Annotated in this window: 29 protein-coding genes; all 29 read left to right on the forward strand. The window is 48.6% G+C overall.

All coding sequences use genetic code 11. The features are described from left to right. The first annotated feature begins 26 nt into the window (after nucleotides 1-26). The 29 genes from rplD to rplQ all read left to right on the forward strand — a co-directional run bounded on the left by rplD (nucleotide 27) and on the right by rplQ (nucleotide 14,332). Nucleotides 27-650, forward strand: a complete 624-nt coding sequence (rplD, locus tag BBD41_RS17515; protein ID WP_099478353.1) for a 50S ribosomal protein L4 — start codon at nucleotides 27-29, stop codon at nucleotides 648-650. Next, nucleotides 650-943, forward strand: coding sequence for a 50S ribosomal protein L23 (rplW, locus tag BBD41_RS17520; protein WP_007132567.1), 294 nt, complete (start codon nucleotides 650-652; stop codon nucleotides 941-943). Before rplD ends, rplW begins: the two co-directional genes overlap by 1 nt. Nucleotides 944-972: 29 nt before the next feature. Then, nucleotides 973-1,803, forward strand: a complete 831-nt coding sequence (gene rplB, locus BBD41_RS17525; protein ID WP_007132566.1) for a 50S ribosomal protein L2 — start codon at nucleotides 973-975, stop codon at nucleotides 1,801-1,803. Nucleotides 1,804-1,876: 73 nt separating this feature from the next. After that, nucleotides 1,877-2,152 (forward strand): 30S ribosomal protein S19, encoded by a 276-nt coding sequence (rpsS, locus tag BBD41_RS17530; protein ID WP_007132565.1) that lies wholly within the window; start codon nucleotides 1,877-1,879, stop codon nucleotides 2,150-2,152. Nucleotides 2,153-2,187: 35 nt separating this feature from the next. Further along, nucleotides 2,188-2,520, forward strand: a complete 333-nt coding sequence (rplV, locus tag BBD41_RS17535; protein WP_077568286.1) for a 50S ribosomal protein L22 — start codon at nucleotides 2,188-2,190, stop codon at nucleotides 2,518-2,520. A 13-nt stretch (nucleotides 2,521-2,533) separates the two neighbouring features. After that, nucleotides 2,534-3,199, forward strand: coding sequence for a 30S ribosomal protein S3 (gene rpsC / locus BBD41_RS17540; protein ID WP_007132563.1), 666 nt, complete (start codon nucleotides 2,534-2,536; stop codon nucleotides 3,197-3,199). 2 nt (nucleotides 3,200-3,201) lie between these two features. Further along, the gene (gene rplP / locus BBD41_RS17545) at nucleotides 3,202-3,636 is read left to right on the forward strand and encodes a 50S ribosomal protein L16 (protein WP_046680966.1); all 435 of its coding nucleotides are present in this window, start codon (nucleotides 3,202-3,204) and stop codon (nucleotides 3,634-3,636) included. After that, nucleotides 3,626-3,823: a 50S ribosomal protein L29 gene (gene rpmC, locus BBD41_RS17550; RefSeq protein WP_007132561.1), complete on the forward strand. Its 198-nt coding sequence runs from the start codon at nucleotides 3,626-3,628 to the stop codon at nucleotides 3,821-3,823. The genes rplP and rpmC overlap by 11 nt, the downstream gene beginning before the upstream one ends. 45 nt (nucleotides 3,824-3,868) lie before the next feature. Further along, nucleotides 3,869-4,135, forward strand: coding sequence for a 30S ribosomal protein S17 (gene rpsQ, locus BBD41_RS17555; RefSeq protein ID WP_007132560.1), 267 nt, complete (start codon nucleotides 3,869-3,871; stop codon nucleotides 4,133-4,135). Between the two features lie 37 nt (nucleotides 4,136-4,172). Beyond that, nucleotides 4,173-4,541 (forward strand): 50S ribosomal protein L14, encoded by a 369-nt coding sequence (gene rplN, locus BBD41_RS17560; RefSeq protein WP_006212911.1) that lies wholly within the window; start codon nucleotides 4,173-4,175, stop codon nucleotides 4,539-4,541. A 79-nt stretch (nucleotides 4,542-4,620) separates the two neighbouring features. Further along, a complete protein-coding gene (gene rplX, locus BBD41_RS17565; RefSeq protein WP_007132559.1) occupies nucleotides 4,621-4,977 on the forward strand; it encodes a 50S ribosomal protein L24 in 357 nt (118 codons plus the stop codon). Between the two features lie 28 nt (nucleotides 4,978-5,005). Continuing rightward, a complete protein-coding gene (gene rplE / locus BBD41_RS17570; RefSeq protein ID WP_007132558.1) occupies nucleotides 5,006-5,548 on the forward strand; it encodes a 50S ribosomal protein L5 in 543 nt (180 codons plus the stop codon). A gap of 46 nt (nucleotides 5,549-5,594) precedes the next feature. After that, the gene (locus BBD41_RS17575; protein ID WP_013312154.1) at nucleotides 5,595-5,780 is read left to right on the forward strand and encodes a type Z 30S ribosomal protein S14; all 186 of its coding nucleotides are present in this window, start codon (nucleotides 5,595-5,597) and stop codon (nucleotides 5,778-5,780) included. A 33-nt stretch (nucleotides 5,781-5,813) separates the two neighbouring features. Further along, a complete protein-coding gene (rpsH, locus tag BBD41_RS17580) occupies nucleotides 5,814-6,212 on the forward strand; it encodes a 30S ribosomal protein S8 (RefSeq protein WP_007132557.1) in 399 nt (132 codons plus the stop codon). A gap of 29 nt (nucleotides 6,213-6,241) precedes the next feature. Further along, on the forward strand, nucleotides 6,242-6,784 hold the full coding sequence (gene rplF, locus BBD41_RS17585; protein ID WP_077568285.1) for a 50S ribosomal protein L6: 543 nt from the start codon (nucleotides 6,242-6,244) through the stop codon (nucleotides 6,782-6,784). A gap of 117 nt (nucleotides 6,785-6,901) precedes the next feature. Next, nucleotides 6,902-7,270, forward strand: coding sequence for a 50S ribosomal protein L18 (gene rplR, locus BBD41_RS17590; protein ID WP_007132555.1), 369 nt, complete (start codon nucleotides 6,902-6,904; stop codon nucleotides 7,268-7,270). Between the two features lie 26 nt (nucleotides 7,271-7,296). After that, nucleotides 7,297-7,794 carry a 30S ribosomal protein S5 gene (gene rpsE / locus BBD41_RS17595; protein WP_007132554.1) on the forward strand — a complete coding sequence of 166 codons (498 nt, stop codon included), beginning with the start codon at nucleotides 7,297-7,299 and terminating at the stop codon, nucleotides 7,792-7,794. A 12-nt stretch (nucleotides 7,795-7,806) separates the two neighbouring features. Beyond that, complete coding sequence (gene rpmD / locus BBD41_RS17600) at nucleotides 7,807-7,992, forward strand: 50S ribosomal protein L30 (RefSeq protein WP_007132553.1); 186 nt, start codon at nucleotides 7,807-7,809, stop codon at nucleotides 7,990-7,992. Nucleotides 7,993-8,037: 45 nt separating this feature from the next. Continuing rightward, nucleotides 8,038-8,478, forward strand: a complete 441-nt coding sequence (rplO, locus tag BBD41_RS17605; protein ID WP_007132552.1) for a 50S ribosomal protein L15 — start codon at nucleotides 8,038-8,040, stop codon at nucleotides 8,476-8,478. Next, nucleotides 8,478-9,776 carry a preprotein translocase subunit SecY gene (secY, locus tag BBD41_RS17610; protein WP_099478354.1) on the forward strand — a complete coding sequence of 433 codons (1,299 nt, stop codon included), beginning with the start codon at nucleotides 8,478-8,480 and terminating at the stop codon, nucleotides 9,774-9,776. The genes rplO and secY overlap by 1 nt, the downstream gene beginning before the upstream one ends. An 86-nt stretch (nucleotides 9,777-9,862) precedes the next feature. Next, nucleotides 9,863-10,507, forward strand: a complete 645-nt coding sequence (locus BBD41_RS17615) for an adenylate kinase (RefSeq protein ID WP_077568283.1) — start codon at nucleotides 9,863-9,865, stop codon at nucleotides 10,505-10,507. A 5-nt stretch (nucleotides 10,508-10,512) separates the two neighbouring features. Continuing rightward, nucleotides 10,513-11,265, forward strand: a complete 753-nt coding sequence (gene map / locus BBD41_RS17620) for a type I methionyl aminopeptidase (RefSeq protein ID WP_028406461.1) — start codon at nucleotides 10,513-10,515, stop codon at nucleotides 11,263-11,265. Between the two features lie 9 nt (nucleotides 11,266-11,274). Beyond that, a complete protein-coding gene (locus tag BBD41_RS17625) occupies nucleotides 11,275-11,580 on the forward strand; it encodes a KOW domain-containing RNA-binding protein (protein WP_077568282.1) in 306 nt (101 codons plus the stop codon). A 2-nt stretch (nucleotides 11,581-11,582) separates the two neighbouring features. Next, nucleotides 11,583-11,798 (forward strand): translation initiation factor IF-1, encoded by a 216-nt coding sequence (infA, locus tag BBD41_RS17630; protein WP_007132547.1) that lies wholly within the window; start codon nucleotides 11,583-11,585, stop codon nucleotides 11,796-11,798. Nucleotides 11,799-11,929: 131 nt separating this feature from the next. Then, nucleotides 11,930-12,043, forward strand: coding sequence for a 50S ribosomal protein L36 (gene rpmJ / locus BBD41_RS17635; protein WP_003333770.1), 114 nt, complete (start codon nucleotides 11,930-11,932; stop codon nucleotides 12,041-12,043). Nucleotides 12,044-12,063: 20 nt separating this feature from the next. Next, nucleotides 12,064-12,432, forward strand: a complete 369-nt coding sequence (rpsM, locus tag BBD41_RS17640) for a 30S ribosomal protein S13 (protein WP_007132546.1) — start codon at nucleotides 12,064-12,066, stop codon at nucleotides 12,430-12,432. 19 nt (nucleotides 12,433-12,451) lie between these two features. Continuing rightward, nucleotides 12,452-12,847: a 30S ribosomal protein S11 gene (gene rpsK / locus BBD41_RS17645; protein ID WP_007132545.1), complete on the forward strand. Its 396-nt coding sequence runs from the start codon at nucleotides 12,452-12,454 to the stop codon at nucleotides 12,845-12,847. 134 nt (nucleotides 12,848-12,981) lie between these two features. Next, entirely contained in the window at nucleotides 12,982-13,926 is a 945-nt protein-coding gene (locus BBD41_RS17650; protein WP_007132544.1) for a DNA-directed RNA polymerase subunit alpha, read from the forward strand. A 40-nt stretch (nucleotides 13,927-13,966) separates the two neighbouring features. Beyond that, complete coding sequence (gene rplQ, locus BBD41_RS17655; protein WP_007132543.1) at nucleotides 13,967-14,332, forward strand: 50S ribosomal protein L17; 366 nt, start codon at nucleotides 13,967-13,969, stop codon at nucleotides 14,330-14,332. Nucleotides 14,333-14,488: the final 156 nt, after the last annotated feature.

Consider the following 14,488-nt stretch of genomic DNA (forward strand, 5'->3'; position numbering starts at 1 on the left):
TCGCCTAAAGAAAGGAGGAGCAAACAATGCCTAAAGTAGCACTTTATAATGTCAGCGGTAGCCAAGTTGGCGAAGTAGAATTGAACGAAGCAGTATTCGGTATCGAGCCGAACGTGCATGTTATGCACAGCGCAGTATTGCTGCAGCGCGCTTCCCTTCGTCGTGGTACGCATAAAGTAAAAGGACGTTCTGAAGTACGCGGCGGCGGACGTAAGCCTTGGAAACAAAAAGGTACCGGCCGTGCTCGTCAAGGTTCGATCCGCGCACCACAATGGAAAGGCGGCGGTACGGTATTCGGACCAACACCGCGCAGCTATACATTCAAACTTCCTAAGAAGGTTCGTCGTCTGGCGATCAAATCCGCTTTGTCTTCCAAAGTGAACGACAACGCAATTATCGTACTGGATCAATTGACGCTGAATGCGACAAAAACGAAAGAGTTTGCAAGTATCTTGAGCAATCTTAAGGTAGGACGCAAAGCTCTGATCGTTGCTCCTAGCTACGATGACAATGTTGCCCTTTCCGCTCGCAACATCCCAGGTGTGAAGTTCGTAGCGGCTGATGGCATTAATGTTCTTGACGTACTGTCGTACGATCAACTGATCATTACGAAAGAAGCAGTTCAGAAGGTAGAGGAGGTGCTCGCGTAATGAAAGACCCTCGCGATATAATCAAGCGCCCGGTGATCACGGAACGTACGGCTGACTACATGGCAGAGCTGAAATATGCTTTCGAAGTTGACATTCGTGCGAACAAGACCGAGATCAAGCAAGCTGTTGAATCTATTTTTAAAGTTAAAGTTTCGAGTGTGAATACGATGCGTGTTCCTGCGAAGCCGAAGCGTTATGGCCGTTATTCCGGTTACACAACCGAATGGAAGAAAGCTATCGTAACGCTGACGGCAGACAGCAAGCCGCTCGAGTTCTTTGAATCGGTTGAATAAGAAACTGCTAAGTAAGGAGGGAAAACACAGTGCCTATTAAAAAGTATAAACCGACATCCCCGGCTCGACGCAACATGTCCGTGTCGACTTTCGAAGAAATCACCACGAACAAGCCGGAGAAATCGCTCTTGGCGCCGCTGAGCAAAACAGCCGGCCGCAACAACCAAGGTAAAATTACGGTTCGTCACCATGGCGGCGGACACAAGCGTAAATACCGTATCATTGACTTCAAACGGAATAAGGACGGCATTCCAGGTCGCGTTGCTACGATTGAATACGACCCGAACCGTACTTCTAATATCGCGCTGATCCACTATGCAGATGGTGAGAAGCGTTATATCCTCGCTCCAAAAGGTCTGAAAGTCGGAGATCAAATCGTATCCGGCGTTGGTGCGGACATCAAAATCGGTAACGCTCTTCCATTGGAGAACATTCCGGTTGGTACCGTTATCCACAACATTGAATTGAAGCCAGGCAAAGGCGGACAATTGGTTCGTGCTGCTGGTACGGAAGCGCAGCTTCTCGGTAAAGAAGAAAAGTACGTTACAGTACGTTTGTCTTCCGGTGAAGTTCGCCACATCCTGAAAACTTGCCGTGCAACCATCGGTTCTGTGGGTAACCAAGACCATGAGTTGATCAAGATCGGTAAAGCTGGACGCAGCCGCTGGCTCGGACAACGTCCTGAAGTACGCGGTGTCGTCATGAACCCTAACGATCACCCACACGGTGGTGGTGAAGGCCGCGCTCCAATCGGACGTAAATCGCCTATGTCTCCATGGGGTAAACCAACCCTTGGTGCCAAGACCCGTAAAAAAGGTAAAGCTTCTGACAAATATATCGTTCGCCGCCGCACGAAGTAATGCGCGAGAGTGCATCGCTTCGTGAGAGGCTTTGGATGGTAACGAGACAATTTGGTGAAGGGAGGATTTCTATATGAGCCGTAGTTTGAAAAAAGGACCTTTCGTCGACGGATACCTGCTCAAGAAAGTGGAGGAAATGAACAGCGCAAACAAGAAGGCTGTGATCAAAACTTGGTCCCGCCGCTCCACTATTTTCCCGCAATTTATCGGTCACACGTTCGGTGTATATGATGGCCGCAAGCATGTACCTGTATATGTAACAGAGGACATGGTAGGACACAAGTTGGGTGAGTTTGCTCCAACTCGTACTTACAAAGGTCACGAAGACGATAAGAAAACGAGAAGATAATTATCGAAGCTCTTTGTTTGAGAGGAGGTTAAACAATGGAAGCAAAAGCACATGCAAGAATGGTACGGATTGCTCCTCGTAAAGCTCAACTCGTTGTTGACTTGATTCGCGGCAAGCAAGTCGGTGAAGCCATCGCAATTCTGCGTCACACTCCAAAGGCTGCATCTCCAGTAGTTGAGAAGCTGCTCAACTCGGCGATCGCGAATGCTGAGCACAACTATTCCTTGGACGTTAACAAGCTGGTGGTAACCCAGGCTTATGTCAACCAAGGACCGACGATGAAACGTTTCCGCCCGCGTGCAATGGGACGTGCAAGCCGGATTAACAAACGCACCAGCCACATTACTTTGGTGGTAGCTGAAAAATAAGGAGGGAAAACGTGTGGGCCAAAAGGTAAATCCAGTAGGACTCCGTATCGGTATTATCCGTGACTGGGAATCCAAATGGTATGCAGGCAAAGATTTCGGTGATCTTTTGCTGGAAGACGTAAAAATCCGTGAATACCTGAAAAATAAATTGAAAGACTCCGCTGTATCCCGTATTGAGATCGAGAGAGCAGCGAATCGTGTGAACGTAACGATCCACACTGCGAAGCCAGGCATGGTTATCGGTAAGGGTGGTTCTGAAGTTGAAGTTCTGCGCGGTCAAGTAACGAAGATCGCCGGCGGCAAAAAAGTTCACATCAACATTTCTGAAATCAAGAACCCTGAACTGGACGCAATTCTTGTTGCTGAGAGCATTGCACAACAGCTGGAACGTCGTGTATCGTTCCGTCGTGCGCTGAAGCAAGCAATTCAAAGAACGATGCGTGCCGGAGCGAAAGGGATCAAAACATCGGTCAGCGGACGTCTTGGCGGAGCCGAGATTGCTCGTACAGAAGGCTACAGTGAAGGAACTGTTCCACTTCATACGCTTCGTGCAGACATCGACTATGGTACAGCAGAAGCGCATACGACTTACGGCCGTATCGGCGTGAAAGTATGGATCTATCGTGGAGAGGTTCTTCCTACGGCTAAGAAACAAGCTGCTCAGGAAGGAGGCAACTAATCATGTTGGTACCAAAACGTGTAAAACACCGCAAACAACAGCGCGGCCATATGAGAGGTCAAGCTAAAGGCGGTACTGAACTGAACTTCGGCGAATTCGGTCTGCAAGCTCTGGAGCCAGGCTGGATCACGAACCGTCAGATCGAAGCTGCGCGTATCGCGATGACTCGTTACATTCGCCGCGGCGGTAAAGTATGGATCAAGATTTTCCCAGATAAGCCGATCACTCAAAAGCCTCTCGAGGTCCGGATGGGTAGCGGTAAAGGTAACGTTGAGAAATGGGTTGCCGTAGTTAAACCAGGCAAGATCATGTTTGAACTTGGAGGCGTGTCCGAGGAAATCGCCCGCGAAGCGATGCGTCTCGCCGCTCACAAGCTGCCTGTGAAAACGAAGTTTGTGAAACGAGAAGAAGTGGGTGGTGAAGCAAATGAAAGCTAATGAACTGCGCAACTTAACCACTGCAGAAATCGAGCAAAAAATCGCCGGATTTAAAGAAGAACTCTTTAACCTCCGTTTTCAATTGGCTACGGGCCAGCTTGATAATCCAACTCGGATCCGTGACGTTCGCAAAGAAATAGCTCGTGCTAAAACCGTTATCCGTGAAAGAGAACTTGGGATTAGTTAATGAAACAGGCGAAAGCTCGTCTGTATTCAGGAAGGAGGCTAACAAATGAGCGAAGAACGCAATGCTCGTAAAGTGCAAATCGGTAAAGTTGTCAGCGACAAGATGGATAAGACCATTGTTGTAGCTGTAGAAACTTATAAGAAGCATGACTTGTACCACAAGCGCATTAAATACACGAAAAAATTTAAAGCGCATGATGAGAACAATGAAGCTCAAATCGGAGATACCGTTAAAATCATGGAAACTCGCCCTCTCTCCAAAGACAAGCGCTGGAGACTGGTTGAAGTGGTAGAAAAAGCGGTTATCATCTAAGAAACTGATCAGTTTTCGATGGAAGGAGGACATTTAAATGATTCAACCATTTACTCGTTTGGCTGTTGCTGACAACTCCGGTGCGAAGGAACTGATGTGTATCCGCGTATTGGGTGGTACTGGTCGCCGTACAGCTCAAATCGGTGATTTGATCGTATGCTCCGTCAAACAAGCAACACCAGGCGGCGTTGTCAAAAAAGGTGATGTAGTTAGAGCAGTAGTTGTCCGCACGAAGCGTTCCGTACGCCGTAAAGACGGTTCTTACATCTCTTTTGACGAGAATGCAGCGGTTGTTGTTAAAGACGACAGAAGCCCACGCGGAACTCGTATTTTCGGACCAGTTGCTCGCGAACTTCGCGAAAGAGACTACATGAAAATCGTTTCCTTGGCTCCGGAAGTAATCTAATATCCCGTAAAGCGATGCTTATCGGCTTAGCGGGTACCCGATAAATCGATGAACTGGCTAGTCATAGGAGGTGTAACGAATGCCTAAAGCAAAAAAGGTTCTGGAATCCCACAACAATAAATTGCACGTGAAAAAAGATGATACGGTTATCGTCATCAGCGGTAAGGACAAAGGCAAAAAAGGCCGTGTTATCGCAGCATATCCTCGTGAAAACCGCGTTCTGGTTGAAGGTGTGAACATGATCAAGAAGCACCAAAAGCCGAACCAAATGAACCCTCAAGGCGGTATCATCGAGAAGGAAGCTCCGATCCATGTATCGAACGTTATGCACGTTGATCCGAAGAGCGGAAAAGTAACCCGTATCGGTTACAAAGTACTGGACAACGGCAAGAAGGTTCGCGTAGCGAAGAGATCCGGAGAAGTTATCGATAAATAAGACGGTTTAGAAAGGAGGTCCTTGAATCATGGCAGCAAGAATGAAAGAACGTTTTTTGAATGAAGTAACTCCTGCTCTGATGCAGAAGTTTAGCTATAAAACAGTAATGCAGGTACCAAAAATCGAGAAGGTTGTCATCAACATGGGTGTAGGTGACGCTGTAGCAAACTCGAAGGTGCTTGATTCCGCTGTAAACGACATGCAGCTGATTGCTGGTCAAAAACCGGTTATCACCCGTGCGAAGAAATCCATCGCGGGCTTCAAACTGCGTGAGAACATGCCGATCGGTGTGAAGGTGACATTGCGCGGTGAGCGTATGTACTACTTCCTCGACAAGCTGTTCAACGTTACACTCCCACGTGTACGTGACTTCCAAGGCGTGTCCACCAAAGCATTTGACGGACGCGGTAACTATACGCTCGGTCTGAAAGAGCAGCTCATTTTCCCTGAAATTGAGTATGACAAAGTGGATAAGGTTCGCGGTATGGATATCGTTATCGTAACGACAGCTAAAACCGACGAAGAGTCCCGTGAATTGCTTGCTCAACTGGGCATGCCATTTGCGAAATAAGACGGTTGTCCTTTTCTCCGAAACTATTTAGGAGGTGTCAGGCTAAGTGGCAAAAACTTCGATGAAAGTTAAACAACAACGCACACCAAAGTTCAAAGTTCGGGCATATACCCGTTGTGAGCGTTGCGGTCGTCCACATTCGGTACTGCAGAAGTTTAAAATTTGCAGAATTTGTTTCCGTGAATTAGCTTATAAAGGCCAGATTCCTGGCGTGAAAAAAGCAAGCTGGTAAGAAGTTTATAACCGGGAAGGAGGTTTATCCTACATGACTATGTCCGATCCAATTGCAGATATGCTTACTCGTATTCGTAACGCGAACACTGTTCGTCACGAAACCGTAGAAATGCCTGCTTCGACGATTAAGAAACAAATCGCTGACATCTTGAAGCGTGAAGGCTTCATCCGTGATGCGGAGTTTGTTGAAGACAATAAACAAGGGATCATTCGTGTATTCCTGAAATATGGCTCCAACAACGAGCGCGTAATCACAGGTCTGAAAAGAATCAGCAAGCCAGGTCTCCGCGTATATACAAAGAGCAACGAAGTACCTCGTGTACTTGGTGGTTTGGGTATCGCGATCATCTCCACATCTAAGGGAGTTATGACCGACAAAGAAGCTCGTCAAGCCAAAGCCGGCGGAGAAGTTCTCTGCTACGTATGGTAATCAACGTCACAAGATAGGAGGTGCAATGAATGTCCCGTATTGGTCGTAAACCAATCGCTATCCCTAGCGGTGTCGAGGTTAAACTCGATAACAATGTAATTACGGTAAAAGGACCGAAAGGTACTTTGACTCGCGAGCTGCATAAAGACATGCAGATCTCTGTAGAAAACAACGAAATCAATGTTGTTCGTCCATCCGACAACAAACTGCATCGTTCTCTTCACGGCACGACCCGCAGCGTTGTCTCGAACATGGTCAGCGGCGTAACTGAAGGATTCTCGAAAAACCTTGAGCTCGTCGGCGTCGGATACCGTGCAAGCAAATCGGGTGATAAAATCGTGCTGAACGTGGGTTACTCCCACCCAGTTGAAATCACGCCGGAAGCAGGCATCGAGTTCGAAGTGGCTTCCAACACAAAAATTACGGTACGCGGTATCGATAAAGAGCGCGTAGGTGCATACGCTGCTAAGATTCGTTCCGTACGTGAGCCTGAGCCTTACAAAGGCAAAGGGATTAAATACGAAGGTGAACGCATTATCCGTAAGGAAGGTAAGGCTGGTAAGAAGAAATAAGGTAGCTTGAGCGTTTGGCGGTGGCCAAAACCGATAGCTAACCTGTTCTTCCTTACTTACCCGATGCGTCTAAAAGTGAAGCTGTTAAGGCAAAACTGAAGGGAGTGAAAGGGAAGCATGATCACGAAACAAGACAAGAACAAAGCTCGCTTGAAGAGACACCTGCGTGTCCGCAAGAAAATTCAAGGAACTGCAGAGCGTCCTCGTCTGAATGTGTTCCGTTCTTCGAAACACATCTACGCTCAACTGATCGACGATGTTGCTGGCGTAACGTTGGCATCGGCTTCTACGCTTGATAAAGAATTGAGCAGCGACATCCAAAACGGCGGTAACGTTGAATCCGCTCGTAAGGTTGGCGAACTCGTTGCAAAACGTGCTGCGGAAAAAGGATACAAGTCTGTTGTATTCGACCGCGGAGGATACTTGTACCATGGACGTATTCAAGCTCTTGCAGAAGCAGCTCGCGAAGCAGGCCTTGAATTCTAAGATAACTTCAAAAGGAGGTAAACGACTTGCGTGTAGATCCTAACACTTTAGAACTGACTGAAAGAGTTGTAAATATTAACCGCGTTGCTAAGGTTGTTAAAGGCGGACGCCGTTTCAGCTTTAGTGCACTGGTAGTTGTCGGTGATGGCAAAGGTTGGGTAGGAGCAGGTATCGGTAAAGCAGGCGAAGTACCGGATGCAATCCGCAAAGGTATCGAAGATGCGAAGAAAAACCTGATCCACGTTCCACTCGTTGGAACTACCATTCCTCACCTTGTGCAAGGTCACTTCGGAGCAGGCAAAGTATTGTTGAAGCCGGCATCCGAAGGTACTGGGGTTATCGCCGGCGGTCCGGTTCGTGCCGTGCTCGAGCTGGCTGGCGTAGGCGACATTTTGACAAAATCTCTAGGTTCTTCGAACTCCATGAACATGGTCAATGCGACTTTGGAGGGCTTGTCCCGCCTGAAGCGTGCTGAAGATGTTGCCAAGCTTCGCGGCAAATCCGTCGAAGAGCTGTTGGGTTAAGGAGGGAATCTCATGGCTAAACTTGAAATCACCCTCGTACGCAGCGTGATTGGACGTCCAGAGGATCAGCGTGCAACCGTGAAGACACTCGGACTTCGTAAAATCAACCATTCCGTGGTTCAAAACGACAATCCTGCGATTCGCGGAATGATCAAGAAAGTAAATCACCTGGTTTCTGTTAAAGAAATCGAAGGTTAATCCCGGGATAGGGATCCCGGACATATTAAGGAGGTGCAACGAACGATGAAGTTACATGAGCTGAGCCCAGCACCTGGTTCCCGCAAAGAGCGCAAGCGCGTTGGTCGCGGTACGAGCAGCGGTACGGGTAAAACATCAGGTCGCGGTCACAAAGGACAAAACGCTCGTTCCGGCGGTGGTGTGCGTCCAGGCTTTGAAGGCGGACAGAACCCGTTGTATCGTCGTCTTCCAAAGCGTGGTTTCGTAAACCCAACCCGCAAAGAGTACGCGATTGTGAACATCGAAGAACTTAACAGCTTTGCAGCAGGTACTGAAGTGACTCCAGAAGTTTTGGTTGAGAGCGGTATTGTTAACAATACGAAGAGCGGAATCAAAATTCTTGGCAACGGTGAAGTTACCGTTTCTTTGACTGTAAAAGCTAATAAGTTTTCTCAATCTGCGGTAGAGAAGATCGAGGCTGCCGGCGGTAAAACCGAGGTGATCTAATGGTTAAGACCCTGAAAAATATATGGCGTGTCGAGGACCTACGTAAACGGATATTGTTCACACTGTTCGTTTTGATCATTTTCCGTCTCGGATCGTTTGTACCGGTACCCGGTGTCAATAAAGATGTCTTTACGCAGACGAATCAAGCAGGAAACGAATTGTTTGGTCTCCTTAACACGTTCTCGGGGGGCGCACTGTCGCAGTTTTCGATCTTTGCCCTCTCGATATTTCCATATATTACGTCGTCCATTATCGTTCAGCTGTTATCGATGGACGTCATTCCGAAGTTTACGGAATGGAACAAACAAGGGGAACACGGTAAGAAGCAGTTGGCTCAGATTACCCGTTATGGTACGGTAATATTGGGTCTCATTCAGGCCTTCGGGATGTCGGTTGGTTTCAACCGTTTATATGGCGCCGAAATGGTTCCTGGAGCAACGTTCGTGGATTATCTCGTCATTGCAATCGTGCTTACCGCGGGTACCGCATTCCTGATGTGGCTCGGTGAGCAGATTACCGAACGGGGAATCGGCAACGGAATTTCGATTATCATCTTTGCAGGTATTGCTGCTGGTATTCCGATGCATATCCGGACTTTGGTCGAATCGAACTTCATTCAGGATAACCAAATCTTCCTGAATACGCTGAAGGGTGTCATCATCCTCCTGATCCTGATTTTGATCATTACGGGTGTTGTATTCATCCAGCAAGGGATCCGCAAGATTCCTGTACAATACGCGAAGCGCGTTGTAGGCAATAAAATGTACGGTGGACAGAACACGCATATTCCATTGAAGATTAACGCTGCAGGGGTAATCCCGGTCATCTTCGCGATGTCGCTGCTCCAGTTCCCGGTCATCCTATCCAGCTTCTGGGCTGACATGGCTTGGGCGAAATGGGTTACCGCGAATTTGGCATATGACAGCCCGCTTGGAATGGTCCTCTATGTTCTCATGATCATTGGTTTCACGTTCTTCTACACATTCGTGCAGATGAATCCGAACCAAATGGCGGATAACATGAAGAAGAACGGCGGTTACGTGCCAGGCATCCGTCCTGGTAAGGCAACCGAGAAGTATCTGACGCGGGTGATGACCCGTCTGACCATGACAGGAGCTCTGTTCCTGGCCGTGATCTCGGTGCTTCCAGTGTTCTTCGGGGCGCTTGCAGGACTTCCGCGTACGGTTCAGATCGGCGGAACCTCCTTGCTGATCGTTGTCGGTGTTGCACTGGATACGATGAAGCAAATCGAGAGCCAGCTGATCAAGCGTCATTACAAAGGTTTTATCAATAAATAGGCGATAGGTTCCGGCGAGTAGGCTTTACTGCTTCCCGGCGCCTATTGTGTTGTTCTTGCTACTGGCAAGAGGAGGGAGTGACTTAAGTGAACATCTTATTCATGGGTCCTCCTGGGGCAGGAAAAGGAACGCAAGCAGAGCATATCGTGAATGAATTCGGTATCCCTCATATCTCGACCGGCGATGCATTTCGTCTCGCGATCAAGCAGGGCACTCCGGTCGGAGTGAAGGCGAAGGAGTACATCGATCAAGGCCTGCTGGTACCTGATGATGTAACGATTGGTATCGTGGAAGAGCGATTGCAGCAGTCCGATTGCGAAAAAGGTTTCTTATTGGACGGTTTTCCAAGAACCCTTTCGCAAGCGGAAGCGCTGGATGAGATTCTCGCCCGTTTGAATACTGGTCTTGATCATGTCATCAACCTGAAAGTGGATCGGGATAAGCTTCTGGCACGCCTTACTGGCCGCCGGATTTGCAAATCTTGCGGTTCGACTTATCATGTGATCTTTAATCCTCCTAAACAGGAAGGCATTTGTGATAAATGCGGCGGCGAATTGTATCAGCGCTCCGACGATAACGAAGAGAGCGTCGGCATTCGCTTGGACGAATATATCAACAAAACAGCACCACTCCTCACGTTTTATGAGAACAAAGGTCTTTTGCGTCAAATCGATGGTGATCAGGAAATCGACGCGGTTTCCGCACAAATTGCGTCTTTACTGCGAGGTTAACGATAATGATCATTTGTAAATCCGAAGCGGAACTGAGCTTGATGAGAGAAGCAGGAAGAATTGTGGCAGAATGCCACAAGCTCCTTGCCGCTCATGTAGAACCGGGCATTACGACCGGGGAACTGGACCTTATGGCCGACAAGTTCATTCGAAGCCAAGGCGCTGTGCCATCATTCAAAGGCTACAACGGATTTCCTTCCAGCATTTGCGCATCAGTCAATGAAGAATTGGTGCATGGATTTCCAGGCAAACGCAAATTAATCGAAGGCGATATCGTAACGTTTGATATCGGTGCGCAGTACGAGGGTTACCATGGTGACTCGGCATGGACCTACGGGGTCGGCGAAATTTCCGAAGAAGCCCAGCGTCTGCTGGACGTAACGGAAGGCTCGCTCTATGCCGGACTCGCGCTTGTCAAACCGGATGTCCGCTTGTTTACAATCTCTCACGCCATCCAGCGTTATATCGAGGATGCAGGCTTTTCTGTGGTCCGGGAATACGTCGGTCATGGTGTGGGTACAGAACTGCATGAGGATCCGCAAATTCCGAATTACGGCGTTCCCGACAGGGGACCAAGGCTCAAGCCGGGCATGGTGCTTGCGATTGAACCGATGGTTAACGCCGGAAAACGGCATGTGAAGACGCTGGAAGACAACTGGACGGTAGTAACGGTCGATGGCTCCCTGTGCGCTCACTTCGAGCATACGGTAGCGGTGACGCCGGACGGTATGGAAATTTTGACGAAGCTGCCGGAATAGGTGATGAACTTGAACAAGGAAGTCACGTTGCAAGTCGGCCAGATTGTTAAAGTGCTGAAGGGCAGAGATGCCGGACAGTATGCCGTTATCGTTTCGATGGAGGATTCCAGGTTCGCATGGATCGCGGATGGGGACAAACGGAAGTTTGACGGAGCGAAGAAGAAGAATGTCCTTCATCTGGAGCCCCAGCCCTTCATTAGCAGTGAAGTTGTAAACAGTTTGCAAGAAAGCGGTCGGGTCACAAACGGAAAGCTGCGGTTTGCCGTAAGCCGGTTTGTATCCGATAAATCCAAGGCTGATCAGAAAGGAGACTAATTGTGGCTAAAGAAGATGTCATTGAAGTCGAAGGAACGGTTATTGAACCGTTGCCGAATGCTACCTTTAGAGTCGAGCTGGAGAATGGTCATCAGATTCTCGCTCATGTTTCCGGAAAGTTGCGGATGCACTTTATCCGTATTCTTACAGGAGACAAAGTGGTTGTTCAACTCTCGCCGTACGATTTGACCAAAGGTCGCATCACGTACCGTAAATAGATTTTCGGTTCCCCTGGGGAATCAAAGAGCTGCGAAGCGGTTTTACAGATGTAAAACTCAGCAGCGGCTACAAACGTCCGTTTAGTTTCGAAGCTGGTTTTACAACGTAAAACTTGGAGGAGGTAATTAGCATGAAGGTAAGACCTTCTGTAAAGCCTATTTGCGAAAAATGCAAAGTCATTCGCCGCAAAGGGAACGTAATGGTTATCTGTGAAAATCCGAAGCACAAACAAAAACAAGGTTAAAGAAGGGGGTGTAGCGTAAAATGGCTCGTATAGCTGGTGTGGATTTGCCACGTGACAAACGCGTTGAGATCGCCTTGACTTACATTTTCGGAATCGGTAAAACGACTTCCCAGAAAGTTCTGAAGGAAACTGGCATCAATCCGGACACTCGTGTTCGTGATTTGACAGAAGATGAAGTCAGCAAATTGCGCGAAACGATCGACAAAATGGTTAAGGTAGAAGGTGACCTGCGTCGTGAAATTTCCTTAAATATTAAACGTCTTACGGAGATTGGCTGCTACCGCGGTATTCGTCACCGTCGCGGCTTGCCTGTTCGTGGACAACGTACAAAAACCAATGCTCGTACACGCAAAGGTCCTCGTCGTACCGTAGCGAACAAGAAGAAATAAGAAAGGGGGATAATAGACAATGGCTAAACCAAAAAAAGTCGTACGTACTAAACGTCGTGACCGCAAAAATATTGAAAGTGGCGTGGCTCATATCCGTTCCACGTTCAACAATACGATCGTAACGATTACGGATCCTCACGGAAACGCGATTTCTTGGGCAAGCTCCGGCGGCCTTGGATTTAAAGGCTCCCGTAAGTCGACCCCGTTCGCTGCGCAAATGGCTGCTGAAACAGCTGCCAAAGCGGCTATGGAGCACGGTATGAAATCGGTGGAAGTTATGGTTAAAGGTCCTGGCGCTGGTCGTGAAGCAGCGATTCGTTCCCTGCAAGCAGCTGGCCTTGAAGTCAACCTGATCAAAGACGTTACACCAATTCCGCATAACGGATGCCGCCCACCAAAACGTCGTCGCGTATAATGAAGTCATCCTGTTAGTGTGGTATAAAACTAGTGCAATCTGCTAAGAATGGTTGTTTAGGCATACTACTACATGGATTACTGGATAAGATGACAGTTTCATATAGGAGCGACGTTTGAAGGAGGGGTACTTGCGTGATTGAAATCGAAAAGCCGAAAATTGAGACCGTTGATGTCAATGAAGAAGGAACCTATGGGAAATTCGTAGTGGAGCCGCTGGAGCGCGGTTACGGCACAACGCTGGGGAATTCACTTCGCCGCATTCTGCTGTCCTCGCTCCCGGGCGCTGCGGTTACATCGATTCAAATCGATGGCGTACTGCATGAATTTTCCACGATTCCGGGTGTCATGGAAGACGTGACCGAAATCATTCTGAACCTGAAAGCTTTGTCGCTCAAGATTCATTCCGACGAAGAGAAAGTGTTCGAGATTGATGCGGAGGGTGAAGGGGTTGTTACCGCTGGTGACATTCGCGCGGATAGCGATGTGGAGATTCTGAATCCGGATCTGCATATTGCAACGCTCGGCCCTGGTGCAAGACTTCATATGCGTATTTTTGCTAGTCGCGGTCGTGGCTATGTCCAGGCGGATCGGAACAAACGCGATGACCAGCCTATCGGCGTCATTCCCGTCGATTCGATCTATACTCCGATTAGCCGTGTTAATTACGGCGTGGAAAATACGCGTGTTGGTCAAGTAACCAACTACGACAAATTGACGCTTGAAATCTGGACGGATGGAAGCATTCGGCCGGAGGAGGCTGTAAGCCTCGGCGCCAAAATCTTGACGGAGCATCTGTTCCTCTTCGTTGGTCTGACCGACGAAGCGAAGGACGCAGAGATCATGGTTGAGAAGGAAGAAGACAAGAAAGAAAAAGTGCTTGAAATGACGATCGAGGAGCTGGATCTTTCCGTTCGTTCCTACAACTGCTTGAAACGTGCCGGCATTAATACGGTACAAGAGCTGACCACGAAAACCGAAGAGGATATGATGAAAGTCCGGAACCTCGGACGCAAATCCTTGGAGGAAGTACAAGAGAAGCTCGAAGAGCTTGGCCTGGGACTTCGTACGGAAGATTAAGCTTTCAATCGGCTTAGCTTAGCAAAGGAGGGAATAACAGATGGCATACCAAAAGTTGGGCCGCGATTCCAGTGCGCGTAAAGCGTTGTTCCGTGACCTGGTAACCGACCTTTTCTTATATGAGCGCATTCAAACGACAGAAGCGAAAGCGAAAGAAGTTCGTTCGATCGCTGAGAAGCTGATCACGCGGGCAAAGAAGGGTGATCTTCATGCTCGTCGTCAAGTAGCTGCATTCGTACGTCGTGAGACGGTGGATGGCGAACAGGACGCAATTCAAAAACTGTTCTCCGAAATCGCACCTCGTTACGCAGAGCGTCCAGGCGGATACACTCGTATCCTGAAGCTGGGTCCTCGTCGCGGTGACGCAGCTCCAATGGTTTACTTGGAACTGGTGGATCGCGCGTAAGATTTGATTTCATGAAGTGACTGTAGTTATGTATGCCCGGCTCTACGCATGATTATTCGCCCTGCGAATACGGGGTAGAGCCAGCAGGGGACGTGGTACGAGATCTAGTCGAGCATTCGATGGTTCGACTCGTCTCGACTGCCCCATGGGCAATGA

Source organism: Paenibacillus ihbetae (assembly GCF_002741055.1).
Lineage (GTDB): Bacteria > Bacillota > Bacilli > Paenibacillales > Paenibacillaceae > Paenibacillus_AQ > Paenibacillus_AQ ihbetae.